Source organism: Micromonospora sp. NPDC048947, from assembly GCF_040649495.1.
GTDB lineage: Bacteria > Actinomycetota > Actinomycetes > Mycobacteriales > Micromonosporaceae > Micromonospora > Micromonospora alfalfae.
The window spans coordinates 1-19,895 of sequence record NZ_JBEZFO010000022.1; the positions used below are offsets into that span (position 1 = coordinate 1).

Annotated in this window: 20 protein-coding genes and 1 tRNA gene; 6 read left to right on the top strand and 15 right to left on the bottom strand. The window is 72.2% G+C overall.

Annotated features, from left to right (window positions below; all coding sequences use genetic code 11):
* Positions 1–569 precede the first annotated feature (569 nt).
* On the top strand, positions 570–1,499 hold the full coding sequence (locus AB0B98_RS26910) for a ribonuclease Z (protein ID WP_357366252.1): 930 nt from the start codon (positions 570–572) through the stop codon (positions 1,497–1,499).
* The gene (locus tag AB0B98_RS26915; RefSeq protein WP_357366254.1) at positions 1,496–2,005 is read left to right on the top strand and encodes a GNAT family N-acetyltransferase; all 510 of its coding nucleotides are present in this window, start codon (positions 1,496–1,498) and stop codon (positions 2,003–2,005) included. The genes AB0B98_RS26910 and AB0B98_RS26915 overlap by 4 nt, the downstream gene beginning before the upstream one ends.
* A 169-nt stretch (positions 2,006–2,174) precedes the next feature.
* Here the strand turns inward: AB0B98_RS26915 and AB0B98_RS26920 are convergent, their stop codons facing one another.
* Together AB0B98_RS26920 and AB0B98_RS26925 are read right to left on the bottom strand one after the other, a co-directional pair.
* Positions 2,175–3,545 (bottom strand): cystathionine beta-synthase, encoded by a 1,371-nt coding sequence (locus tag AB0B98_RS26920; RefSeq protein ID WP_210787667.1) that lies wholly within the window; start codon positions 3,543–3,545, stop codon positions 2,175–2,177.
* 72 nt (positions 3,546–3,617) lie between these two features.
* Entirely contained in the window at positions 3,618–3,974 is a 357-nt protein-coding gene (locus AB0B98_RS26925; protein WP_112582466.1) for a YkvA family protein, read from the bottom strand.
* A gap of 150 nt (positions 3,975–4,124) precedes the next feature.
* Here AB0B98_RS26925 and AB0B98_RS26930 point away from each other — a divergent pair, with 150 nt between their 5' ends.
* From AB0B98_RS26930 to AB0B98_RS26940, 3 genes are all read left to right on the top strand, one after another.
* Complete coding sequence (locus AB0B98_RS26930; protein WP_357366256.1) at positions 4,125–5,174, top strand: SGNH/GDSL hydrolase family protein; 1,050 nt, start codon at positions 4,125–4,127, stop codon at positions 5,172–5,174.
* Positions 5,171–5,983 carry an SGNH/GDSL hydrolase family protein gene (locus AB0B98_RS26935; RefSeq protein ID WP_238666663.1) on the top strand — a complete coding sequence of 271 codons (813 nt, stop codon included), beginning with the start codon at positions 5,171–5,173 and terminating at the stop codon, positions 5,981–5,983. Before AB0B98_RS26930 ends, AB0B98_RS26935 begins: the two co-directional genes overlap by 4 nt.
* A 78-nt stretch (positions 5,984–6,061) precedes the next feature.
* Positions 6,062–7,324, top strand: a complete 1,263-nt coding sequence (locus AB0B98_RS26940) for an acetyl-CoA C-acetyltransferase (protein ID WP_357366258.1) — start codon at positions 6,062–6,064, stop codon at positions 7,322–7,324.
* 12 nt (positions 7,325–7,336) lie between these two features.
* Here AB0B98_RS26940 and AB0B98_RS26945 read toward each other — a convergent pair whose 3' ends face one another.
* The 4 genes from AB0B98_RS26945 to AB0B98_RS26960 form a co-directional block, all read right to left on the bottom strand.
* A complete protein-coding gene (locus tag AB0B98_RS26945) occupies positions 7,337–7,657 on the bottom strand; it encodes a hypothetical protein (protein WP_357366260.1) in 321 nt (106 codons plus the stop codon).
* Between the two features lie 31 nt (positions 7,658–7,688).
* The gene (locus AB0B98_RS26950; RefSeq protein ID WP_357270936.1) at positions 7,689–8,447 is read right to left on the bottom strand and encodes a Bax inhibitor-1/YccA family protein; all 759 of its coding nucleotides are present in this window, start codon (positions 8,445–8,447) and stop codon (positions 7,689–7,691) included.
* Between the two features lie 138 nt (positions 8,448–8,585).
* Positions 8,586–9,401 (bottom strand): Bax inhibitor-1/YccA family protein, encoded by an 816-nt coding sequence (locus tag AB0B98_RS26955; protein WP_238666667.1) that lies wholly within the window; start codon positions 9,399–9,401, stop codon positions 8,586–8,588.
* Between the two features lie 106 nt (positions 9,402–9,507).
* Positions 9,508–9,588, bottom strand: a tRNA-Leu gene (locus tag AB0B98_RS26960).
* Positions 9,589–9,689: 101 nt separating this feature from the next.
* On the opposite strand from AB0B98_RS26960, the gene AB0B98_RS26965 reads away from it, so the two are divergent.
* On the top strand, positions 9,690–11,549 hold the full coding sequence (locus AB0B98_RS26965) for a hypothetical protein (RefSeq protein WP_357366262.1): 1,860 nt from the start codon (positions 9,690–9,692) through the stop codon (positions 11,547–11,549).
* Between the two features lie 76 nt (positions 11,550–11,625).
* Here the strand turns inward: AB0B98_RS26965 and AB0B98_RS26970 are convergent, their stop codons facing one another.
* The 9 genes from AB0B98_RS26970 to AB0B98_RS27010 form a co-directional block, all read right to left on the bottom strand.
* Positions 11,626–12,957, bottom strand: coding sequence for an NAD(P)/FAD-dependent oxidoreductase (locus AB0B98_RS26970; protein WP_124857748.1), 1,332 nt, complete (start codon positions 12,955–12,957; stop codon positions 11,626–11,628).
* Between the two features lie 102 nt (positions 12,958–13,059).
* A complete protein-coding gene (locus tag AB0B98_RS26975; RefSeq protein WP_357366264.1) occupies positions 13,060–13,620 on the bottom strand; it encodes a hypothetical protein in 561 nt (186 codons plus the stop codon).
* A 108-nt stretch (positions 13,621–13,728) separates the two neighbouring features.
* Complete coding sequence (locus AB0B98_RS26980; protein ID WP_357366266.1) at positions 13,729–15,171, bottom strand: DUF58 domain-containing protein; 1,443 nt, start codon at positions 15,169–15,171, stop codon at positions 13,729–13,731.
* Positions 15,171–16,178 carry a MoxR family ATPase gene (locus tag AB0B98_RS26985; RefSeq protein ID WP_091394243.1) on the bottom strand — a complete coding sequence of 336 codons (1,008 nt, stop codon included), beginning with the start codon at positions 16,176–16,178 and terminating at the stop codon, positions 15,171–15,173. Before AB0B98_RS26985 ends, AB0B98_RS26980 begins: the two co-directional genes overlap by 1 nt.
* Positions 16,178–16,762: a hypothetical protein gene (locus tag AB0B98_RS26990; protein ID WP_238666671.1), complete on the bottom strand. Its 585-nt coding sequence runs from the start codon at positions 16,760–16,762 to the stop codon at positions 16,178–16,180. Before AB0B98_RS26990 ends, AB0B98_RS26985 begins: the two co-directional genes overlap by 1 nt.
* A complete protein-coding gene (locus AB0B98_RS26995) occupies positions 16,759–17,544 on the bottom strand; it encodes a DUF4129 domain-containing protein (RefSeq protein ID WP_357366268.1) in 786 nt (261 codons plus the stop codon). The genes AB0B98_RS26990 and AB0B98_RS26995 overlap by 4 nt, the downstream gene beginning before the upstream one ends.
* A gap of 22 nt (positions 17,545–17,566) precedes the next feature.
* Entirely contained in the window at positions 17,567–18,280 is a 714-nt protein-coding gene (locus AB0B98_RS27000; RefSeq protein ID WP_308193386.1) for a uracil-DNA glycosylase, read from the bottom strand.
* 19 nt (positions 18,281–18,299) lie between these two features.
* On the bottom strand, positions 18,300–18,986 hold the full coding sequence (locus tag AB0B98_RS27005) for a dienelactone hydrolase family protein (RefSeq protein ID WP_112671006.1): 687 nt from the start codon (positions 18,984–18,986) through the stop codon (positions 18,300–18,302).
* A 199-nt stretch (positions 18,987–19,185) separates the two neighbouring features.
* Positions 19,186–19,845, bottom strand: a complete 660-nt coding sequence (locus AB0B98_RS27010; RefSeq protein ID WP_357366270.1) for a hypothetical protein — start codon at positions 19,843–19,845, stop codon at positions 19,186–19,188.
* Positions 19,846–19,895 lie beyond the last annotated feature (50 nt).

Here is a 19,895-nt window from a genome sequence, read left to right on the forward strand (position 1 = left end):
ACAAACACCCCACGTTTTAACACCACCCCCCCCCGCTCGGGCTTCCGGGCGCGGGGGGGGTGGCCCCTTTTGGGGTCTTAAAAAACACCACACCCCCCGGGGGGGGGCGCGCCCCCCCCCCCCCCCCGACTGCTGTGCGGCCCCGCCCCGTTGAGGTGTGACGTGCCCACCGAGACCATGGCCGCCGTGACCAACGAGCAGGCCGATGCCCGGGGACTGGCACCGCCGTACTGGGGGTTCAGCCGTGTCCGGGCATTCCCGTTCGGCCCTGTGATCGAAATCCGTTGCCGAGCCCGACGAGAACTCGATAGCGTGGCCGTACACGTGAAAGGAGGTGGTCCAGACTTGTATAGCAATCGGACTCGTGAGGTGGCTGTCAGCTAGCCGCTGTCCTCGACAGTGATCGGCTCGCCGCGAGGCGGGCAAAAAGCACCATCGTCGAGACCGTGTGGCAGCGGTGCGGCGAATCCACGACAGCCACCCGACCCCCGGGGTGCCGGCCAAGTCCAGCCGGCCCGCGCACATGCGCGGAGCGCCCCGGGGGTCGCTCCATATCCGCAGGAGTGGCGATGTCAATGCGCGAGCTGGTGGTGCTGGGGACGGCCAGCCAGGCGCCGACCCGTCAGCGCAACCACAACGGGTACGTGCTGCGGTGGGACGACGAGGTGATCCTCTTCGACCCGGGTGAGGGCAGCCAGCGCCAACTCCTGCACACCACTGTCACCGCCACCGACCTGACCCGGATCTGCGTCACCCACTTCCACGGCGACCACTGCCTGGGCCTGCCCGGCACCATCCAGCGGCTCTCCCTGGACCGGGTGGCGCACCCGGTCGCCGTGCATTTTCCCGCGGGCGGCGCCGAATACTTCGCCCGACTGCGGTACGCCACCTCGTTCTACGAGACCGCCGAACTGCGGGTCGAGCCCATCGAGGCGGACGGGCAACGGATCGCCCTGCCCTGCGGCACGCTGGAGGCACGCCGGCTCCGGCACCCCATCGAGACGTACGGCTACCGGCTGGTCGAGCCGGACGGGCACCGGATGCTGCCGGAGAAGCTGGCCGCGTACGGCATCGCAGGGCCGGCCGTCGGCGAGCTGATCCGCGTCGGGCACCTGGACCTCGACGGACGCCGCGTCACCCGGGACGAGGTGAGCGTGCCCCGGCCGGGGCAGCGGTTCGCGTTCGTGATGGACACCGGGCTCTGCGACGGGGTGTACGCCCTCGCCGAGCACGCCGACCTGCTGGTCATCGAGTCGACGTTCCTGGAGTCGGAGGCCGCGCTCGCCGCCGAGGTCGGCCACCTGACCGCGGCGCAGGCCGCCCGGGTGGCCACCGAGTCCGGGGTACGCCGACTCGTGCTCACCCACTTCTCCCAGCGCTACCCCGACCCGCGCCGGTTCCACGACGAGGCGCGCGCGCACTTCGACGGCGAACTGATCATCGCCGAGGATCTGACCACGGTGCAGCTACCGCCGCGCCGGGTAGCCTCGGCCGGGTGACCGTCACGCTCCGCCCAGCGACCGAAGACGACCTGATGGCGGTGGGTGCCCTGCACCAGCGCTCCCGGGTCGCCGCGTACTCCGCCTTCCTGCCGGCCGAAGCGTTGGCCGACCCGACACCGGAGGCGATGGGGCGGTACTGGGTCGAGCGGTGGATCTGGGAGCGGGACACCCACCGGATGACAGTGGCCGAGCGGGCCGGGGCGTTGGTCGGGTTCAGCCACCTGGGCCCGGACGACGAGGACGACCCCGCCACCGGACTGCTCAACGCGATCCACCTCGACCCTGCCGAGCAGGGCCGCGGCGTCGGTCGCACGCTGATGGTGGACGCCCTGGACGCCATGCGGGCGCAGGGCTGGCGGCGTGCCGTGCTATGGGTGCTGCGGGACAACGCCCACGCCCGCTCGTTCTACGAGCGCGGCGGCTGGACCCCCACCGGCGACGAACGCGACGAGGCGATCGGGTCGGCCCCGACCCGACAACTCCGCTACGCCCGCCCCCTCTAACCGCCCACCCCACCCCGCCACCACGCCCCGCCTCGCCCCGCCCCCACCTCGCCGATCTTGCACTTTCTGTCGGGACAAAACGCCGCAGTAACGACATTCAGGCGACAGTAAGTGCAAGATCGACGGGGCGGGGGACGGGGGACGGGGGACGGGGAGCGGGGAGCGGGGGTTAGTGGGCGCCTAGGTGGGACAGGAGGTCCTGGCGGGTCAGGACGCCCTTGGGCTTGCCGTCGACCAGGACCAGGGCGGCGTCGGACTTCTCCAGCATGCCCACCGCCTCGCTCACCGGCTGACCACCACCGATCATCGGCAGCGGGTCGCCCATGTGCCGCTCGATCGTGTCGTGCAGGTGGGCCTGGCCGGTGAACAGCGCGTCGAGCAGGTCCCGTTCGGCGATCGAGCCGGCGACCTCACCGGTCACCACGGGCGGCTCGGCCTTGAGCACCGGCAGCTGCGAGACGCCGTACTCGCGCATGTAGTCGATCGCGTCGCGGACGGTCTCGGTCGGGTGCACGTGCACCAGTTCGGGCAGCCCGCCGGGCTTGCTGGCCAGCGCGTCGGCCACCGTCGGCTCCGCGCCCGAGTTGTCGAGGAAACCGTACCGGGCCATCCACGAGTCGTTGAAGATCTTGGAGAGGTAGCCACGACCGCCGTCGGGCAGCAGCACCACCACCACGTCGTCAGGTCCGGCCCGGCGGGCGACCTCCAGGGCTGCGACCACCGCCATGCCGCAGGAACCGCCGACCAGCAGCCCCTCCTCGCGGGCCAGTCGCCGGGTCATCTCGAAGGACGCCTTGTCGGAGACCTCCACGATCTCGTCGGCGACACCCCGGTCGTACGTCTCCGGCCAGAAGTCCTCGCCGACGCCCTCCACCAGGTACGGGCGGCCGGTGCCGCCGGAGTAGACAGAGCCCTCCGGGTCGGCCCCGACGATGCGCACCCGACCCTCGGACGCCTCCTTTAGGTACCTGCCGATGCCGGAGATGGTGCCGCCGGTGCCGACGCCGGTCACGAAGTGGGTGAGTTCGCCGTCGGTCTGCTTCCACAGCTCCGGGCCGGTCGTCTCGTAGTGCGAGCGCGGGTTGGCCGGGTTGCTGTACTGGTTGGGCTTCCAGGCGCCGGGGATCTCCCTGGTCAGCCGGTCGGAGACGTTGTAGTACGAGCGCGGGTCCTCAGGCGCCACGGCGGTCGGGCAGACCACCACCTCGGCGCCGTACGCCCGGAGCACGTCCTGCTTGTCCTGGCTGACCTTGTCGGGGCAGACGAAGACGCACTTGTAGCCCTTGAGCTGGGCCACCAGGGCCAGCCCGACGCCGGTGTTGCCGCTGGTCGGCTCGACGATGGTGCCGCCGGGCTTGAGCAGGCCGGCGGCCTCGGCGTCCTCCACCATCCGCAGCGCGATCCGGTCCTTCACCGAGCCGCCCGGGTTGACGTACTCCACCTTGGCCAGCACGGTGGCCTGGATGCCCTCGGTGACGTTACGCAGACGCACCAGCGGGGTGTTTCCGATCATGTCGACGACGTTGTCGTAGTACTGCACGGTGTGCCCTTCGTTGCGGCGCCGACGGTGGCGGCCAGGAAGACGTTCGCTCACCGCCCAGCGTACGTGTCGTCAGGGCACCAACCCCCCGGGGATGACCGAGCTGCGGCGGGCCTCCCACTCCAGGAACCTGTCGGTCTCGGCGAGCACGCTGCCGGCCAACCAGGTGACCATTACCGCGTCGTCGGCCAGCCCGAAGATCGCCAGCGGGATCTCCGGAAGCAGGTCGATCGGCGAGACGATGTACGCGGTCGCCGCGGTCATCAGGGCCAGCCGAAGGCCGCCGTCGTACTCCCCCTTGGTGGTGGCCCTGATCATCCGGGGCAGCGCGGCCAACCGCGTGCCGATCGACGGTCCGTTGCGCGCCCCGGCCGCCAGGGCCCGCGCCAGGGCCGTGAACGCCGCGCTGCGCTTCAGTGTCTTACCCATCGTCGCGCTCCTCTCCGCCGGATCAGCGTGGCGGGTCGGCGCAAGTCGGCCGGCCTCGGTAACCCAGGTACCCCGTCGCGTCGGTTTCCAGGCACCCGGGTGCCGTCACGACGACAGCGGTGTGTCGGGCCAGCGCGATAATGTCGAGATATGGGGGTGGCAGGTTTCGTCGTACCCGATGAGCGCTGGCGGCAGGCCAGGCGCGTCGCCCTGCTGGCCGCCATCGGGACGGGCGCCACAGCGGCGGCCGCTGTGGCGACCGGCGGGGTGCTGGTCGGCCAGGCCCGCCAGGCTCGACGGACCATCCCGATGGCCGAGGCGCCGCCGCCCCGCTGCGATGGGATGTACGGCGCGAAGTTCCCCGGTCCGGCGCTGACCATGGTCGTGCTCGGTGACTCGTCGGCCGCCGGCTACGGGGTGCACCGCCGTCGGGAGACGCCCGGGGCGCTGCTCGCCACCGGCCTGTCCCGTCGACTGCACCGGCCGGTGCAGCTGCACCGCTTCGCGGTGGTCGGCGCCATCTCGGCGGCGCTGCGCCACCAGGTGGAGGCGGCGCTGGAGTGCCGACCCGACATCGCGGTGATCCTCATCGGCGGCAACGACATCACCAACCGCACCCCGCGCGGCCTGGCGGTGCGCTACCTGGTCGAGGCGGTGCACACTCTGCGCGACGCGGGGTGCGAGGTGGTCGTCGGCACCTGCCCCGACCTGGGCGCGATCCGCCCGATCCAGCCGCCTCTGCGCTGGCTGGCGCACCGCTGGAGCCGCCAGCTCGCGGCCGCCCAGACGGTGGCGGTGGTCGAGGCGGGTGGGTGGACGGTCTCCCTCGGTGACCTGCTCGGCCCCCGGTTCGCGGCCGAGCCGACCCGGATGTTCGCCTGGGACCGGTTCCACCCCTCCGCCGAGGGGTACGCGATGGCCGCCGCCGCGCTCCTGCCGACGATGCTTTCCGCCCTCGGCGCGACGCCGGAACGACGGGCCACACCGACGCGCGCCGACGGCGTACGGTCGCTGCCGAAGGCCGCGCAGGAGGCGGCTCGACACGCCGGCACGGAGGTCAGCGGCGTCCAGGTCCGGGGCCGCGACCGAGGGCCGGCCGGCCGTTGGGCGCAGCTACGCCGACGGGCGTTCTTCGGTGTCGGCGCGGTGCCGCAGCACGGGTCCGCCTCGGACACCTCGACAGTGGAGGGACTGGCATGAACGAGCGCAGCGCACGGAGCGTGACCTCCGGCCTCGCCGGCCGACTGGGTCGGGCGGCGGCGATCTCGCTGTTCGCCGGCACTGTCGGGGGCGCCGCCGTCCTCGCAGGTGAGGCCTTCATCGCCCGGCACCGACGCTACGCCGAACCGGAGCTCGGCCTTGCCCTGCGCGCCACTGTCGGCCGGGCGGGCGCTTCCCCGCTGCGACTGGTGTTGCTCGGCGACTCGTCGGCACTGGGAGTCGGTGTCGACCGTCTGGAGGACACCATCGGCGGGCAGTTGGCCAACCTGCTCGCCGAGGGCCCGGCCGGCCGCCGGGTGCACCTGTCCAGCGTCGGCGTCTCCGGGTCCCGCTCGACGGACCTTGCCACCCAGGTGGCCCGGGCCCTGCTCGGCGAGCGGCCCGACGTGGCGTTGATCCTGATCGGCGCGAACGACGCCACCGGGCTGCGCCGACCCTCCGACGCGGCGGCCTACCTCGGCGCGGCGGTGCACCGCCTGCGCGAGGCGCGCGTCGAGGTGGTGGTGGGCACCTGCCCGGACCTCGGGGCCGTACGTGCCATCGCGCCGCCGCTGCGGCAGGTGGTCGGCTGGTCCGGGCGTCGGGTGGCCCGCGCGCAGACCACTGCCGTGCTGGAGGCGGGCGGCGCGGTGGTCGACCTGGCCACCGAGACCGGGCCGGTGTTCCGGGCCGACGCCGGGACGCTCTGCCAGGACGGCTTCCACCCCTCCGCCGACGGCTACCGGGTGTGGGCGCACGCGCTGCTGCCCGCCATCGTCGCCGCGGCGGCGGCCACGACCCGGCGCTAGATCACCCCCGGCCAGGGTGACATTTCCCGCCGCGCCGGCTTCTTCCGCGCCATGTTACCGGCGGGTTAACGTTGGTCCATGCCGATTGAGTCGTCCCGCGACGCCGTCATCGTCGCCACCGCCCGCTCCCCCATCGGCCGGGCGCACAAGGGTTCCCTGCGCGACGTCCGCTCCGACGACCTCGCCGCGACAATCGTCCAGGCCGCGCTGGACAAGATCCCCGCGCTCGATCCGACAACGATCGACGACCTCTACCTCGGCTGCGGCCTGCCCGGCGGCGAGCAGGGCTTCAACATGGCCCGGGTGGTGTCCACCCTCCTCGGTCTGGACACTGTCCCCGGGGCCACACTGACCCGCTACTGCGCCTCCTCGTTGCAGACCACCCGGATGGCGATGCACGCCATCCGGGCCGGCGAGGGCGATGTGTTCGTCTCCGCCGGGGTGGAGATGGTCTCCCGCTACGCCCGGGGCAGCTCCGACGGGCTGCCGCCCGAGGCGCAGGCACTGGTCGGCGGCGGCTGGGAGAACCCCCGCTTCGGGCCGGCCGGTGAGCGCTCGAAGCGCCGCGCGCAGGGCGGTGCCGAGGTGTGGACCGACCCGCGTGAGGCCGGCGAGCTGCCCGACATCTACCTGACCATGGGGCAGACCGCGGAGAACCTGGCCCAGGTGTACGACGTCACCCGCGCCGACATGGACGAGTTCGGTGTACGCAGCCAAAACCTCGCCGAGAAGGCCATCACCGACGGTTTCTGGGCCCGGGAGATCACAGCGGTCACCACGCCGGACGGCACAGTGGTGAGCACCGACGACGGGCCCCGGGCCGGCGTCACGCTCGACGCGGTCGCCGGGCTGAAGCCGGTGTTCCGCCCGGACGGTCGGATCACTGCCGGCAACTGCTGCCCGCTCAACGACGGCGCCGCCGCCGTGGTGGTGATGAGCGCCCAGCGGGCCGAGGAACTCGGGCTCACCTCGCTGGCCCGGATCGTCTCGACCGGTGTGACAGCCCTGTCGCCGGAGATCATGGGTCTCGGGCCGGTCGAGGCGTCCCGGCAGGCGCTGCGCCGAGCCGGCATGACCATCGACGACGTCGACCTCGTCGAGATCAACGAGGCGTTCGCCGCGCAGGTCATCCCCTCCTACCGCGAGCTGGGCATCCCGGAGGAGAAGCTGAACGTGATGGGCGGGGCCATCGCCGTCGGCCACCCGTTCGGCATGACCGGTGCCCGGATCACCGGCACCCTGCTCAACGCGTTGGAGTGGCACGACAAGACCATCGGTCTGGAGACCATGTGCGTGGGCGGTGGCCAGGGCATGGCCATGGTGCTGGAACGGCTCAGCTGAGCTGCCCCGCTCTCAGAGCGCGCTGCGGGTCGCCGTCACCTCGACGGCGGCCCGGGCCAGCGCCTCGGCCCCCGGGTCGGCGGCCAGCAGGTCCGCCGTGACCACCCGCAACTGATCGGGTAGGGCCAGGTCGTTGTCGAGCCGGGGCACCACCCGACGGGGCTCCCCCTCGGCGTCGGCGGCCAGGTTGGCGACCTCCTGCACCAGGCGGTGCACCAGGTCGGCGCGGGACACGTTGCCGACGGTCGCGACCGCCGCCCACCGGGGCTGCTGCCAGTGCGCGATCTGACGCACCAGCAACTGCACGGCCTTGTCCAACTCCGCTGCGCTCATCGCCGCCGAGTCTACGGCCGGGTCGGCCCGGTCAGCGGCGCAGGTAACTGAGCAGCCGCAGCAACTGCCAGTAGAGAAAGACCAACCCGGTGAGCAGGCCGAACGCGCTCAGCCACGCGTACCGACGGGCTCGGCCGTCCCGCACCGAGCGCTCGACGAGATCGAAGTCGAGGATGAAGCTGAACGCCCCGGCGATGATGGCCACCACCGAGATGGCGTACGGCAGCCAGCCGACCTCCCCGCTGACGCTGTAGCCCGCCAGGCCCGGCCGCCCGCTGATCAGGTACGACACCAGGTTGACCACGCTGAGCACGGCGATGCCGAGCAGGGTGCCGATCACCAGGCGGGCCAGGCGGGGCGTCGCCCGGATCACCCGGGCCCGGTAGAGCGCCGCCATGCCGAGGAACACGCCGAAGGTGCCGGCCACCGCCTGCACCACGATGCCCGGATAGACCTGCTCGAAGGTGCGGCTCGCCACCCCCAGCAGCAGCCCCTGGAGGATGGCGTAGCCGACGATCGGCACCGGGTTGGTGATCGCTCGCAACGAGATGACCAGGACCAGCGCGATCGAGGCGAGCGCGCTGCCGGCCAGCGCGGCGCCCAGCCACACCGCGTCGGGGATCACCGCCCAGGACACCGCCGCGGCCACGCCGGTCACCAGCAGCAACCCGACGGTACGGACCACCACGTCGTCGACTGTCATCGGCTCGACGTCACGGGCGCCGAGCACCCGGGCCTCCACCCGGCCGGTTTCGTCCAGCCGGTTGAGCACCGGGTTGTTGCTGCGCACCGCCGCCTCCTTCGCCCGCGTACCCCCCTCGCAGTCACTCTGCCCCGGGCGGACCGGCGGCGGCGGGCAAACGGCGCGGACGACGGCGCCCGCCCCCACCGGAGTGGGGACGGGCGCCGGTCGGCAGTGCGGACGAGGTCAGTCGTCGCCCTGGAAGTAGCTCAGCAGGCGCAGGATCTCGATGTAGAGCCAGACCAGGCTGACCAGGATGCCGAACGCGGCCACCCAGGAGTAGCGCTGGGGCAGGCCCATCCGGACGCCGTCCTCGATCTCCTTGAAGCTGAGCACGAAGCTCAACGAGGCGACCACGATGCAGACCAGGCTGAAGCCGATGGCGAGCGGGCTGCCGTCGCGCAGGCCGGTGTTGACGCCGAACAGCGCCAGCACCAGGTTGATCATCATGACCGCGAAGAGGCCGACCATCACGGCGATCATGCCCTTGACGAAGGCCGGGGTGGCCCGGATGACCTTCGCCCGGTAGAGCATCGCCATCAGGAAGAAGATGCCGAAGCTGGCTGCGGCGGCCTGAAGCACGATGCCGTCGTAGGCAGTCTCGAACGCCTTGCTGACCATGCCGACGAAGACACCCTCGACGACCGCGTACGCGATCACGAGCGCCGGGTTGGCCATCCGGGAGAACGAGATGATCAAGCCGAGCACCAGGCCGACCACCGCGGCGCCGACCCAGGCGGTACTGACCAGCGCGTCGGGCACGAGCACCCAGGCGGCCGCAGCCGTGATGCCGAGAATGCCGAGCAGAGCGACAGTCTTGACGACCACGTCGTCGACGGTCATCGGTGCCACGGTCGGCGGCGCGGCCGGGTAGTCGGCCTGGGACGGGTACTGCTGGGGAATGCCGGGCTGTCCGTACGGCCCGGCCGGGGCGTACCCGGCGGAGCGCTCCCGCTCGGCCGCTTGGCCGAGCCGGGCGAGCACCGGGTTCGAGGTCTTCACTGTCTGGCCTCCCTCAGGGGGTCGTTTGCACGTGAACGTGCCCTCCAAGAGTAGACGGCAGAGCCAAGTCCTGGAGATCACGAATGAGAATGTGTGAGTCGACCGGTGCCCGGGGCGGGGGTCGAACCCGCACGCCTTTCGGCAGCCGCTTTTAAGGCGGCCGTGTCTGCCTTTCCACCACCCGGGCGAGTGGCACCGGCGCGCCGACACGCCTGGTGCAGTGTCACCGTAGCCGGTCTGCGGCGACCCGGCGTACCCCGCCGGCCTGGCCACATTAGGGTCGATGCCGTGAGCAGCGCAGCCCCCACGGCCCCCGACGCCGCCCCTGAGCAGGCATTCCGCCTCGCCGATCAGGTCAACCGCCGGCCCCGGGCCACCCGGCTGCTGGCCGCCGTCCGCCGCCACCGGGCGGACCTGCTGGCCGCACTGCTCTTCGCGGTGCTGGCCGGCTGGCTCACCCACGGGCTGTGGCCCGACCCGGGCGCCCGAATCCTGGCGCTCAACCCGGAGGACCAGGCCCTCTACGAGTGGTTCCTGGCGGTGGACGCCCGCGCGCTGCTCGGCGACTTCGACCTGCTCACCGACCGGCTCAACGCGCCCGACGGCGTGAACCTGATGACAAACACCACTGTGATCGCCCTCGGGGTCCTCTTCTCGCCGGTCACCCTGCTGCTGGGCGCACCTGTCACCTTCGCGCTGCTCGCCGCCGGCAACCTCGCCGGCACCGCACTCGCCTGGTACCTGCTGTTCCACCGGACGCTGCGCGCCCGCCGGGTGGCCGCCGCGCTCGGCGGCGGGCTGTGTGGATTCGGGCCCGGTATGGTCTCGCAGACCAACAGCCACCTGCACATGACCGCCCAGTGGCTGGTGCCGGTAATCGTCTGGCTGGTGGTCCGGCTGCTGCGGGCGGCCGACCCCGGGCCCGGGACACCCGACGAGACCGGCCGTACCCGCACCACCGGGCCGGACCGTCGGCGGATGTTCACCTCCGCGGTCGGGCTGGCCGGCGCGGTCAGCGCGCAGGTCTTCATCGGCGAGGAGGTGCTCTTCCTCGCCGCGATCACGCTGCTGGTGATGGCGGTCAGCTACGCCGTGTCGGACCGGGACCTGGCCCGCCGGGCGCTCCCCGGGTTCGCCGGCGGGTTGGCGATCGCCGGCGGGCTCGCCCTGCTGGTGCTCGGCTATCCGCTGTGGTTCCAGTTCGCCGGGCCGCAGGGAGTCGCCGACGGGATGTTCACCCCGGCCTACTTCTCCGCCGACCTGAGCAGTTGGTGGACGTTGTCCCCGCTGTCGGTCGCCGGCAGCGACGCATCCGCCCGGCTGACCACCGGCCCCGCCGAGTACAACACGTTCCTCGGCTGGCCACTGCTGCTGGTCACCGCGGTCTGCGCGATCTGGGCCGGGCGACGCCGGCTGGTCTTCGCCTGCGTCGTGGCGGGCCTGGTGATGGGGGCGCTCTCGCTCGGCCCGGAGGTGGTGCTCGGCGGCACCAGGACGGCGATCCCCGGCCCGTACGCGGTGATCGGAGGGCTGCCGGTGGTGGACGGGGCGTTGCCGATGCGGTTCGCGCTGGCGTTGCTGCCGATCGTCGCGACGCTGCTGGTGCTCGCTGTCGACCGGGCCCTGCGCAGCTCCGGGCGGGCGCGGCGGCTGGTGCCCCTGGCCGTCGGCGTGGCGCTGCTGCCGATCTTCCCGACCCCCCTGCCGACCGCCGGACGACCCGCCGTGCCGGAGTTCATCACCGGCGGCCACTGGCGGCAGTGCGTGCCGCCGGGCGGGGTGCTGGTCCCGGTGCCACTGCCCACCCCGAAGGAGCCCTGGCCGATGCGCTGGGCGACCGCCGCCGACGCCGCTTTCGGGCTGCCGGAAGGCTTCTTCATCGGCCCGTATGGCAGGGGCGGCAGCGCGGCGATGGGTACCTTCAAGCAGCCCACCTCGGCGCTACTGGCGGACGTCGCCCGCCGTGGCGACCAACCGGCCATCGGCGACGAGCAGCGCCGCCAGGCGGTCCGCGACGCGGACTTCTGGGGCGCCTCCTGCGTGGCGCTCACCGACGACGCCCCCCACGCGGACAGCCTGCGCGCCACCCTGGAGCAGTTCTACGGCCCAGCCACCCGCATCGCCGACGCCTGGACCTGGCGCGTCTGAGCGGAACAGCGGATACGACAAGGGGCCCCTGCCCCACCGGAAACGGTGGGAAGGGGCCCCTTCGTACAGTTGGCGGTCAGACGCGGGGCGCGCCGACGGGCTGGGACGCCTCGACGAACTCCTCACGCGGGTCGTGCAGCTGACCCAGCGCGACCACCTCGCGCTTGAGGAAGAACGCCAACGACCAGTCCACCACCACGCGGACCTTCCGGTTGAACGACGGGATCCGGCTCATGTGGTACGTCCGGTGCATCACCCAGGCCGGCCAACCGGTCATCTTGATCCCGTACACCTGGGCCACGCCCTTGTGCAGGCCGAGGCTCGCCACGCTGCCCACGTGCTTGTGCTTGTAGTTCACCGGCTCGCGACCCCGGATCACCGCCGCGATGTTGTCGGCCATCCGGGCGGCCTGGCGCACCGCGTGCTGAGCGCTCGGCGAGCAGAAGTTGCCCGGCTCCTTCGTCAGGTCCGGCACGGCCGCGCAGTCCCCGGCGCTCCACGCACCCTCGAGCACCTGGTCACCGTCGACCACCTGGAGCGTGGGCAGGCAGGTGATCCGTCGACGGTCGTCGCGCGGGAAGTCGGTCGAGTCCAGCATCGGCGACGGCTTCACACCGGCCGTCCAGACGATCGTGTCGGAGCGGAAGCTGTCACCGTCGGAGAGCTTGACCACCCCGTCGACGCAGGACTCCAGGCGGGTGTCCAGCCGGATGTCCATGTTGCGCTTCAGCAACTGCTGCACCGTGTAGGCACCCATGTCCCGGTCGACCTCGGGCAGCACCCGCTGGGTGGCCTCGACCAGCACCCAGCGGACCTCGTCCTGCTTGAGCTCCGGGTAGTAACGCAGGGCGTCGCGAGCCATGTCCTCCATCTCGGCGAGCGCCTCGATGCCGGCGTACCCACCGCCGACGAAGGTGAAGGTCAGCGCCGAACGGCGGACGTCCGGATCCGGCGTGGCGGCCGCCACGTCGAGCCGATCCAGCACGTGGTTGCGCAGGTAGATCGCCTCGCCGATGGTCTTGAACCCGATGCCCTGCTCGTGCAGGCCGGGGATCGGCAGGGTGCGGGAGACCGACCCCGGGGCCACGATCACGTGGTCGTAGGTGATCTCCCGGGCCGGGCCGCTGATCGGCTGCACGGTGGCCACCTTGCGGTCGTGCTCGATCCGCGTGACCGTGCCGGCCACCATCTTGCACCGGCGCAACTCCCGCCGCAGCGGCACCACCGAGTGCCGCGGGGAGATGTTGCCCGCCGCAGCCTCGGGCAGGAACGGCTGATAGGTCATGTGGGGTTGGGGGTCAACCACCATGACCTCAGCCTCACGGGAGCTGAGCTTCTTCGACAGGCGCAGGGCCGCATACAGACCGACGTGCCCGGCACCAACCACAAGGATCCGCTTCGGATTCACGTTGTCTATCTTTCCCCGGCCGGCTCAGGTAATCCCGCTCGCGCCCCCCATCTGTGACGGAGCACAACCCATGTGACCTGCGTAACCCTTGCCTCGCAGTGGTCACCGACGCCGCAGAAGCCAGCCCAGCAACACTGCCACCCCCACCGCCACCAGCAGCCCCAGCACTGTCACCCACTGGTATCCGGCGGCCCCACCCGTCCCCGTCGCCTGCAACAACAGCACGCCGAGCACGGCGGAACCCAACAGCACGGCGGCCGACCGCGCCAACCACCGGGTGATCAACTCAGGGTCCACCATCGCGTCATAGGGCAACAGCGCGGCCAGCGCGCACAGGGTGTGACCCAGGTAGAGCAGGGCCGCGACGCCGAGCAGCCGCCAGAGCGTGACCGGACGGCCGTACCCGTCGGTGGCGAGCAGCCAACCGCCGACTGTGACCAACGCAGTGAAGGTCGTCCAGACCTTTCGCGGCCCGAACGCGGGCAGCAGGGCCGCCATCGCCAGCAAGAAGACCGGACGGCCGGAAAGCACCTCGGCGGGGAACGCCAGGGCGAACCCGGCAAACACGATGACGAAGATCCCGGCCCGGACCAGCAGCGGGGCCACACTGACGCGAGCGACGGCGTACTGCGCCGCCCGAACCCGCTCCACCAGAGCGTTCACCGCACCCGCCTTCCGTTCGCGACTGCGGGGCTCGCAAGCTCACTCCTCGCGCTCACCGCACCCGCCTTCCGTTCGCGACTGCGGGGCTCGCAAGCTCACTCCTCGCGCTCACCGGCCACCCACCCTCGGGGCCGTCGCCAACCGGGCCACGTCCCGCAACACCTGGTCCAGGCTGCCGGCACCGGCCCAGCGCACCACAGGTACGCCGTGCTCCCGGAGCTGGCCAATCATGATCTCCCGATCCAGGCGCCACAGCCGGTACGCCACCTCGGCCCAACCCCGGTCCTTCGGCGACGCCAGGTCGGCCGGCAGCGTGTCGACCGCCACTACGAACCGCCCACCGCGGGCCAACCGGGCGAGCATCTGCGCCGACCGTTCGTCCAGCAGCGGGGTGAGCACCACCACCAACGCGTCCGAGGAGAGCAACTGCGGGCCGAAGACCTGGTCGTACGGTTCGTGGGCGGACGCGTGGACCCGGACGTCGAGCAACCACTCCAGGACGGTCAGGTACTGCCGCCGCCCGGCGGCCGGCCGGAGCCGGCGGGCCGCCGGCCCGTACTCCAGCAGCGAGACCCGGTCACCACGGTGCAGGTAGTGCTCGGCGATCGCGGCGGTGGCCCGGACCGTGGTGTCCAGGACCGACGCCGCGCCGTCCACCCCACCGGAGCGGCCCGCCTCGGCGAGCACGTCGAGCAGCACCACCACCTCCGCGTCCCGGTCGGAGAGGGTGGCGGCCACGTGCAGCTGCCGGGCCCGCAACGAGACACGCCAGTCGATCCGGCGCAGCCGGTCCCCGGGGGCGAAGACGCGTACGCCGGCAAGCTCGCCGCCCTCTCCGGGTCGGCGGGAGTGGTGCGCCCCGACCAGTCCGGCGGCGCGGGGCATCGCCTCGACCGCCTCGAACGGCTCGGTACGGGGATACACCCGTACCCGCACCGGCTCGATGATCACCGCCCGGGAGACCAGCAGACCCCCGGCGGTGGCGACCCGGGCACCGGCGGGGCCGATCGGGTGCCGGCCCCAGCGCAGGGCCTTGCCGGCCAGCTCCAGGTCCACGGCGGCGCCCATCGGCACCGAGGTCACGAACGGCCGGTCCGCTACGGAACGACGCCCGCCGTTGCCCTGCGCCGTCGCACCAGTTTCCGGGGTGGCGCTCGGCCCTCCGTCGTCGACGGCCTCGTCGCGGGCGAAACCGGCCCTGTGGATGCGCAGCCACGGCGACACGCGGGTCCGCATCACCACCAGGTCGTAGTCGACAGTGTCCGGGTTGCCGACGCTCACCGCCGCCGCCACGTCACCGCCCTCGACCAGCGGCCCACCGTCGGCCTGGCTGATCCACACCTGTGGCAGCGCCGTGGGCCGTCGGCGCAACGCGTACGCGGTGCCCAACGCGAACGGGGCGGCGAGCACAATCAGGTCCACCCGGCCCAGCAGCACCCCGGCCACCAGCAGCAGGCCGGCGAGCAGCACCGCGCGGCCGAGCGCCGGGGTGGGCGCCCAGCCGGCAGCCGGTTCCGCTTCGGTGGCTGTCGGCACTGTCGGTCCGGTCATCAGTGCCGGGGCCCGCCGGCGGCGTAGCTGGGCAGCGCGCCACTGGCCGGGGCGGGAGTCGCCTCCAGCACCTCGCCCACCACGAACGCCGGGTCGACCCGGCGCAACCACATCTCCGGGCGCAGGGTGATCCGGTGGGCCAGGGCGGGCGCCGCCACCGACTTGACGTCCTCCGGCACCACGTAGTCCCGTCCGCCGAACACCGCGCGGACCCGGGCCAGCAGCAGCAGCGCCAGCGAACCGCGAGGTGAGGCGCCGACCAGCACCGACGGGTGCTCCCGGGTGGCAGCGGTGAGCGACACGATGTAGCGGCCGATGGAGTCCTCCACCACCACGTCCTCCAGGGCGGCCTGCATGGCCCGCAGCGTCGCCGCGTCGACAACCGCCTTGATGTCCGCCTCCTCCCGGCGACGGCTCATCCGACGGCGCAGCACCTCCCACTCCTCTTCGTGCTGCGGGTAACCGAACGAGACCCGCAGCAGGAACCGGTCCAGCTGCGCCTCCGGCAGCGGGTAGGTGCCCTCGTACTCGATGGGGTTGGCGGTGGCCAGCACGTGGAACGGCTCGTCGAGCTTGTAGGTCACACCCTCGACCGACACCTGCTTCTCCTGCATCGCCTCCAGCAGCGCGGACTGGGTCTTCGGCGGCGTCCGGTTGATCTCGTCGGCGAGGAGCAGGTTGGTGAAGACCGGGCCGGCCCGGAAGGTGAAGTCGCCGTTGCGCTGGTCGTACAGGAAGGAGCCGGTGACGTCGGCGGGGAGCAGGTCGGGAGTGAACTGCAACCGACGGAAGTCCAACCCGAGGGCCTGGGCGAACGAGCGGGCGGTGAGTGTCTTACCGAGGCCTGGCAGGTCCTCCAGGAGCACGTGCCCGCCCGCGAGGATGCCGGCGAGGACCAGCTCCAACGCGTCCCGTTTGCCGACCACGACGGTGCCGACCGCGTCCAGGACCGCCCGAGCCAGGTGCCCGACCTCGGCGGGGGCAATGCTCCGGTCCACGTCGTTCATCAGATGCTCTCCAGTTCGGCGACGATCACCGCGAGGTCGCGCGGCGACGGGGTGCGGCGAGGCGGGGTCTCCAGGAACGTCCACAGGCGGTCACCCAGCAGGACGCGAGCGCGGGCGGGATCCGACTCACGGGTGACGCCGTGCTTCAGCCGCATCCGCTCGTCGGCCAGTTCACCGATCCGGGGAAGGACCACCTCGGTGAAACGTTCGGTTCGGTTCGAGGACCAGTCCAGGGGCCGTTCCCACTGGTTGATTGCGCCACGCAGCGCGTCCCGGGCGCCCCAGTTGTAGTTGCCGTCCTCTTCGCCCGCACCGGCCCGGCGAGCCGGCGGCGGCGGGGGTGGCGGCGCGAGCAGGGCGGTGACCCGGCGGACCGCCAGCACGGCGAGCACCCCGGCGATCAGTACGGGCAGCGAGACCTGGAGGCCCACCGCGCGGAGGCCGACCAGCAGGACCGCGACCACCGCGGCGGCCCACGCGAGTGAGCGCAGCACCGGACGCCATCGGGACGGGCGCGCCTGCGGACCGACCGGCGCGGCCTCCTCTTCGAACGCGAGCAGATCGTCGATGCTGGTGCTGCTCATGAGGCCACCGCCGCGGTGAGCTCTCCGCGCAGCCGGCCGAGCGCGGCGCGGGCCTGGTCCCGGGTGCGTTCGCCGACCGGGTGGGTGGCGTACCGGGCCTCCCGGTAGACGTGCGCGAACTCGGCCAGCACGTCGGTGCTGGCGATGGCCGGCACGCCCGCCGCCGGGTCGCCCTGCAACAGTCGGCTGACCAGGTCGGTGGGGGTGTCTCCGGCGAACTTCGGCACACCGGCAGCGGCGGCCGTCTCCTCCAGGCGCACCCAGCAGGCGATCACCGCCACCCGGGGGTCGGTGTCCCGGTCGTCGAGCTCCACCAGGCCGGCGTCGAGGGCGGCGACCACCTCGCGGGCGGTGCCCTCGGCGGTACGGCGGGCCCGCTGCGCAGGAAGCGCCCGGGTGGTACGGCGCAGCGCGCCCCGGATCAGCACCCAGCCGAGGTAGCCGAGCGCGGTGAGGATGGCCAGCCCGAGCAGGACCACCGCCACGGTGCCGACCCACTGCGGGATGTGCGCCTGGGTGGCCTCGCCGGCGTCACGTGGCTCGAACGGGATGGACGGTGACGGCTCAACGGTCGGGTACTCGGGAACCCAGGGAACGTTGTCCGCGGCCGGCGGGATGCGACTGGCCCCGATCGACGAGTGAGCGGACGCCAATGCGGCACCGGCGAGCAGTGCGGCGACCGCGCCGACCGGCCACCACCGGCGGAGCAGGCCCAGCACCGGCCGCAGCACACCCGGCTCGGCGGACTGTACCGGTGTGGGCGGGCGTGTTCCGTCTGTCATCGCCACCACCCCACGCGTCGTCTCAGTCCACTCCGGCCAGCTGTTTGGCCTGGCCGAAGACGTCGTCCAACATCCCTGGTGTCAACCGCCCGGTGAAGGTGTTCTGCTGACTGACGTGGTAGCAGCCGAGCACGTCCGGAGCGTTCGTGCCGGACCAGTGTGCCCCATGACCGAACGCCGGTCGCGGGCTGGGCGGGCGCTGCCCGTACACCGCTCGGAGCACCGGCCACCACGCGGCCCAGGCGAACGCGCCCAGCGCGACAACTACCCGCAGCGTCGGCCGGATCAACGTGACCTCGCGGTGCAGCCAGGGCGCGCAGGTGTCCCGTTCCAGGGGGGTCGGCTTGTTGTCCGGAGGCGCACACCGGACGGCCGAGAAGATCCGCAGGTCGCGCACTGTGAGCCCGTCGTCGGCGGCGACGCTGGTCGGCTGGTTGGCCAGCCCGGCCCGGTGCAGCGCGGCGAACAGCACGTCACCCGACCGGTCACCGGTGAAGATCCGGCCGGTGCGGTTGCCACCGTGTGCGGCGGGTGCCAGCCCGAGGATGGCGATCCGGGCGTCAGCGCTGCCGAGGCCCGGCACCGGCCGACCCCAGTACTCCTGGTCACGGAAGGCGGCCCGGCGGGTGCGGGCAACCTCCTCCCGCCATTGGACCAGCCGTGGGCAGGCGAAACAGTCGCTCACCGCCGCGTCGAGGTCGGCCAGGTCGGTCGCCCGCGCTGCGCGGGCGACCACCTGTGCGGGGGTACGCGTCTCAGCCAAGCTTGGCCCGGAAGAGTTCCAGGGTGCGGGCCCAGGCGCTGGCGGCGGCGCGCTGGTCGAACGCCTCCGGCCGGTCGTCGTTGAAGAAGGCGTGCGAGGTGCCCGGGTAGTCGTAGAGGTGGCAGTCGCCGCCGGCCTCCTCGATGGCCCGCCGGGCGGTCTGTACGCCCTCGTCGGCCGAGGTGCCGTCCTCTTCGGAGCAGTGGATGACCGCTGCCTTGCCGGCGTAGTCGGCCCAGTCGGGGCGCATCGACTCCCAGGGCAGCACGGGATAGAAACCGGCGGTCGCGACGATCCGCTCGGAGATGGTGGCCGACCAGAGGGCCAGGCTGCCACCGGCGCAGAAGCCCACGGCGCCGACCTTACCGGTGACCTCGGGTCGCCCGGCGAGATAGTCGGCAGCTCCGGCGATGTCCTTCGCCGCCTCGTCCATCCGCATCGCCAGCAGGAGCCGCTGCGCCTCGTCCGGCTCGCTGGTCGTCTCACCGTGGTAGAAGTCCGGGGCGAGGGCGACGAAGCCGGCTTCGGCGAACCGGTCCGCCACCGACCGGATGTGCGGGACCAGACCCCACCATTCCTGAATGACGATGACGGCGGGGCTGGCCGTGCCGCTGGCGGGTATCGCGAGATACCCCTCGCTCGTGCCCCCGTTGCTGCGGTAGCTCACCATTTCGCCCATGGGCCGTCCTCCTAGCGGTCAGTCATCGTTGGCTGGTCGCCCAGTGGTCCTACGTGCCGGTAGCCTGCCACGCCACGCGGCCGTCGGGAAGACGCCGGAACAGTGGCATTCACCTCCTGTTCGCCCCCCGGTGACTCCGGGTACGCCGACGGCGGCGGGGTCTGCTCCCGCCGCCGTCGATGCCGAGCTACCGCTGTGGTCAGACCTTCTTGGTCAGGCAGAGCACGTAGCCCGTCTTGCCCGGCTCGATGCTGGAGAAGATGTACCCCTCCTCGCCCTCCTTGAAGAACTGGGTGCAGGTGGTGTCGGCCTTGGCCTGAGCCTCGCTCTGGCCGTCCACCCGACCGACCACGCTGTACGCCGCGTCGGTGGAGGTGCACTCGACGACCTTGGCGCCGTCGACCTCCTCCTGCTCGGTGCCGGTGACCTCGGGCAGCTCGGCGATGCAGTCACCGGTCTTGGCGGCTGCCGTCTCGTCCTTGTTGAAGTAGTTGCCGATCGCCGAGGCGACGCCGAACTTCAGACCGGCGATGACGACGACGGCGAGGATCGCACCGACGATGCCGAGGGCCTTCGTCGCACCGGACTTCTCCGCCTTCGGCTCGGCCGTCGGCGGCGTCTCGGCCGTCAGTGGCGTCTCGGCCGTCGGCTCCGTCTCGGCCGTCAGCGGCGTCTCGGCCGTCGGCGGCGTCTCGGCCGTCGGCTCCGGCGCGGCGGCCGGCTCCGGCTTGGCCGTCGGCGGTGTGTCGGCGGCCGGCTCCGGCTCGGCCTGCTGCGGCGCGGCCGCTTGCGGCGTCTCGACAGCCGGCTCAGGGGTTGCGGCGTCGGGCGCGGGGGGCGGTGCGACCTGCTCTGGCACGGGGGTTCCTTCCGAGGGGTTGATGAGCAGACGACACCGTAACGATCATT

What these genes read in the sequence shown, in the direction of transcription:
- AB0B98_RS26935 (WP_238666663.1), top strand. Translation starts at nt 5,171, where the DNA reads ATGAACGAGCGCAGCGCACGGAGCGTGACCTCCGGCCTCGCCGGCCGA.
- AB0B98_RS26940 (WP_357366258.1), top strand. Translation starts at nt 6,062, where the DNA reads ATGCCGATTGAGTCGTCCCGCGACGCCGTCATCGTCGCCACCGCCCGC.
- AB0B98_RS26945 (WP_357366260.1), bottom strand. Translation starts at nt 7,657, where the DNA reads ATGAGCGCAGCGGAGTTGGACAAGGCCGTGCAGTTGCTGGTGCGTCAG.
- AB0B98_RS26990 (WP_238666671.1), bottom strand. Translation starts at nt 16,762, where the DNA reads ATGAGCAGCACCAGCATCGACGATCTGCTCGCGTTCGAAGAGGAGGCC.
- AB0B98_RS26925 (WP_112582466.1), bottom strand. Translation starts at nt 3,974, where the DNA reads ATGGGTAAGACACTGAAGCGCAGCGCGGCGTTCACGGCCCTGGCGCGG.
- AB0B98_RS26930 (WP_357366256.1), top strand. Translation starts at nt 4,125, where the DNA reads ATGGGGGTGGCAGGTTTCGTCGTACCCGATGAGCGCTGGCGGCAGGCC.
- AB0B98_RS26980 (WP_357366266.1), bottom strand. Translation starts at nt 15,171, where the DNA reads ATGACCGGACCGACAGTGCCGACAGCCACCGAAGCGGAACCGGCTGCC.
- AB0B98_RS26995 (WP_357366268.1), bottom strand. Translation starts at nt 17,544, where the DNA reads ATGACAGACGGAACACGCCCGCCCACACCGGTACAGTCCGCCGAGCCG.
- AB0B98_RS26910 (WP_357366252.1), top strand. Translation starts at nt 570, where the DNA reads ATGTCAATGCGCGAGCTGGTGGTGCTGGGGACGGCCAGCCAGGCGCCG.
- AB0B98_RS27005 (WP_112671006.1), bottom strand. Translation starts at nt 18,986, where the DNA reads ATGGGCGAAATGGTGAGCTACCGCAGCAACGGGGGCACGAGCGAGGGG.
- AB0B98_RS26985 (WP_091394243.1), bottom strand. Translation starts at nt 16,178, where the DNA reads ATGAACGACGTGGACCGGAGCATTGCCCCCGCCGAGGTCGGGCACCTG.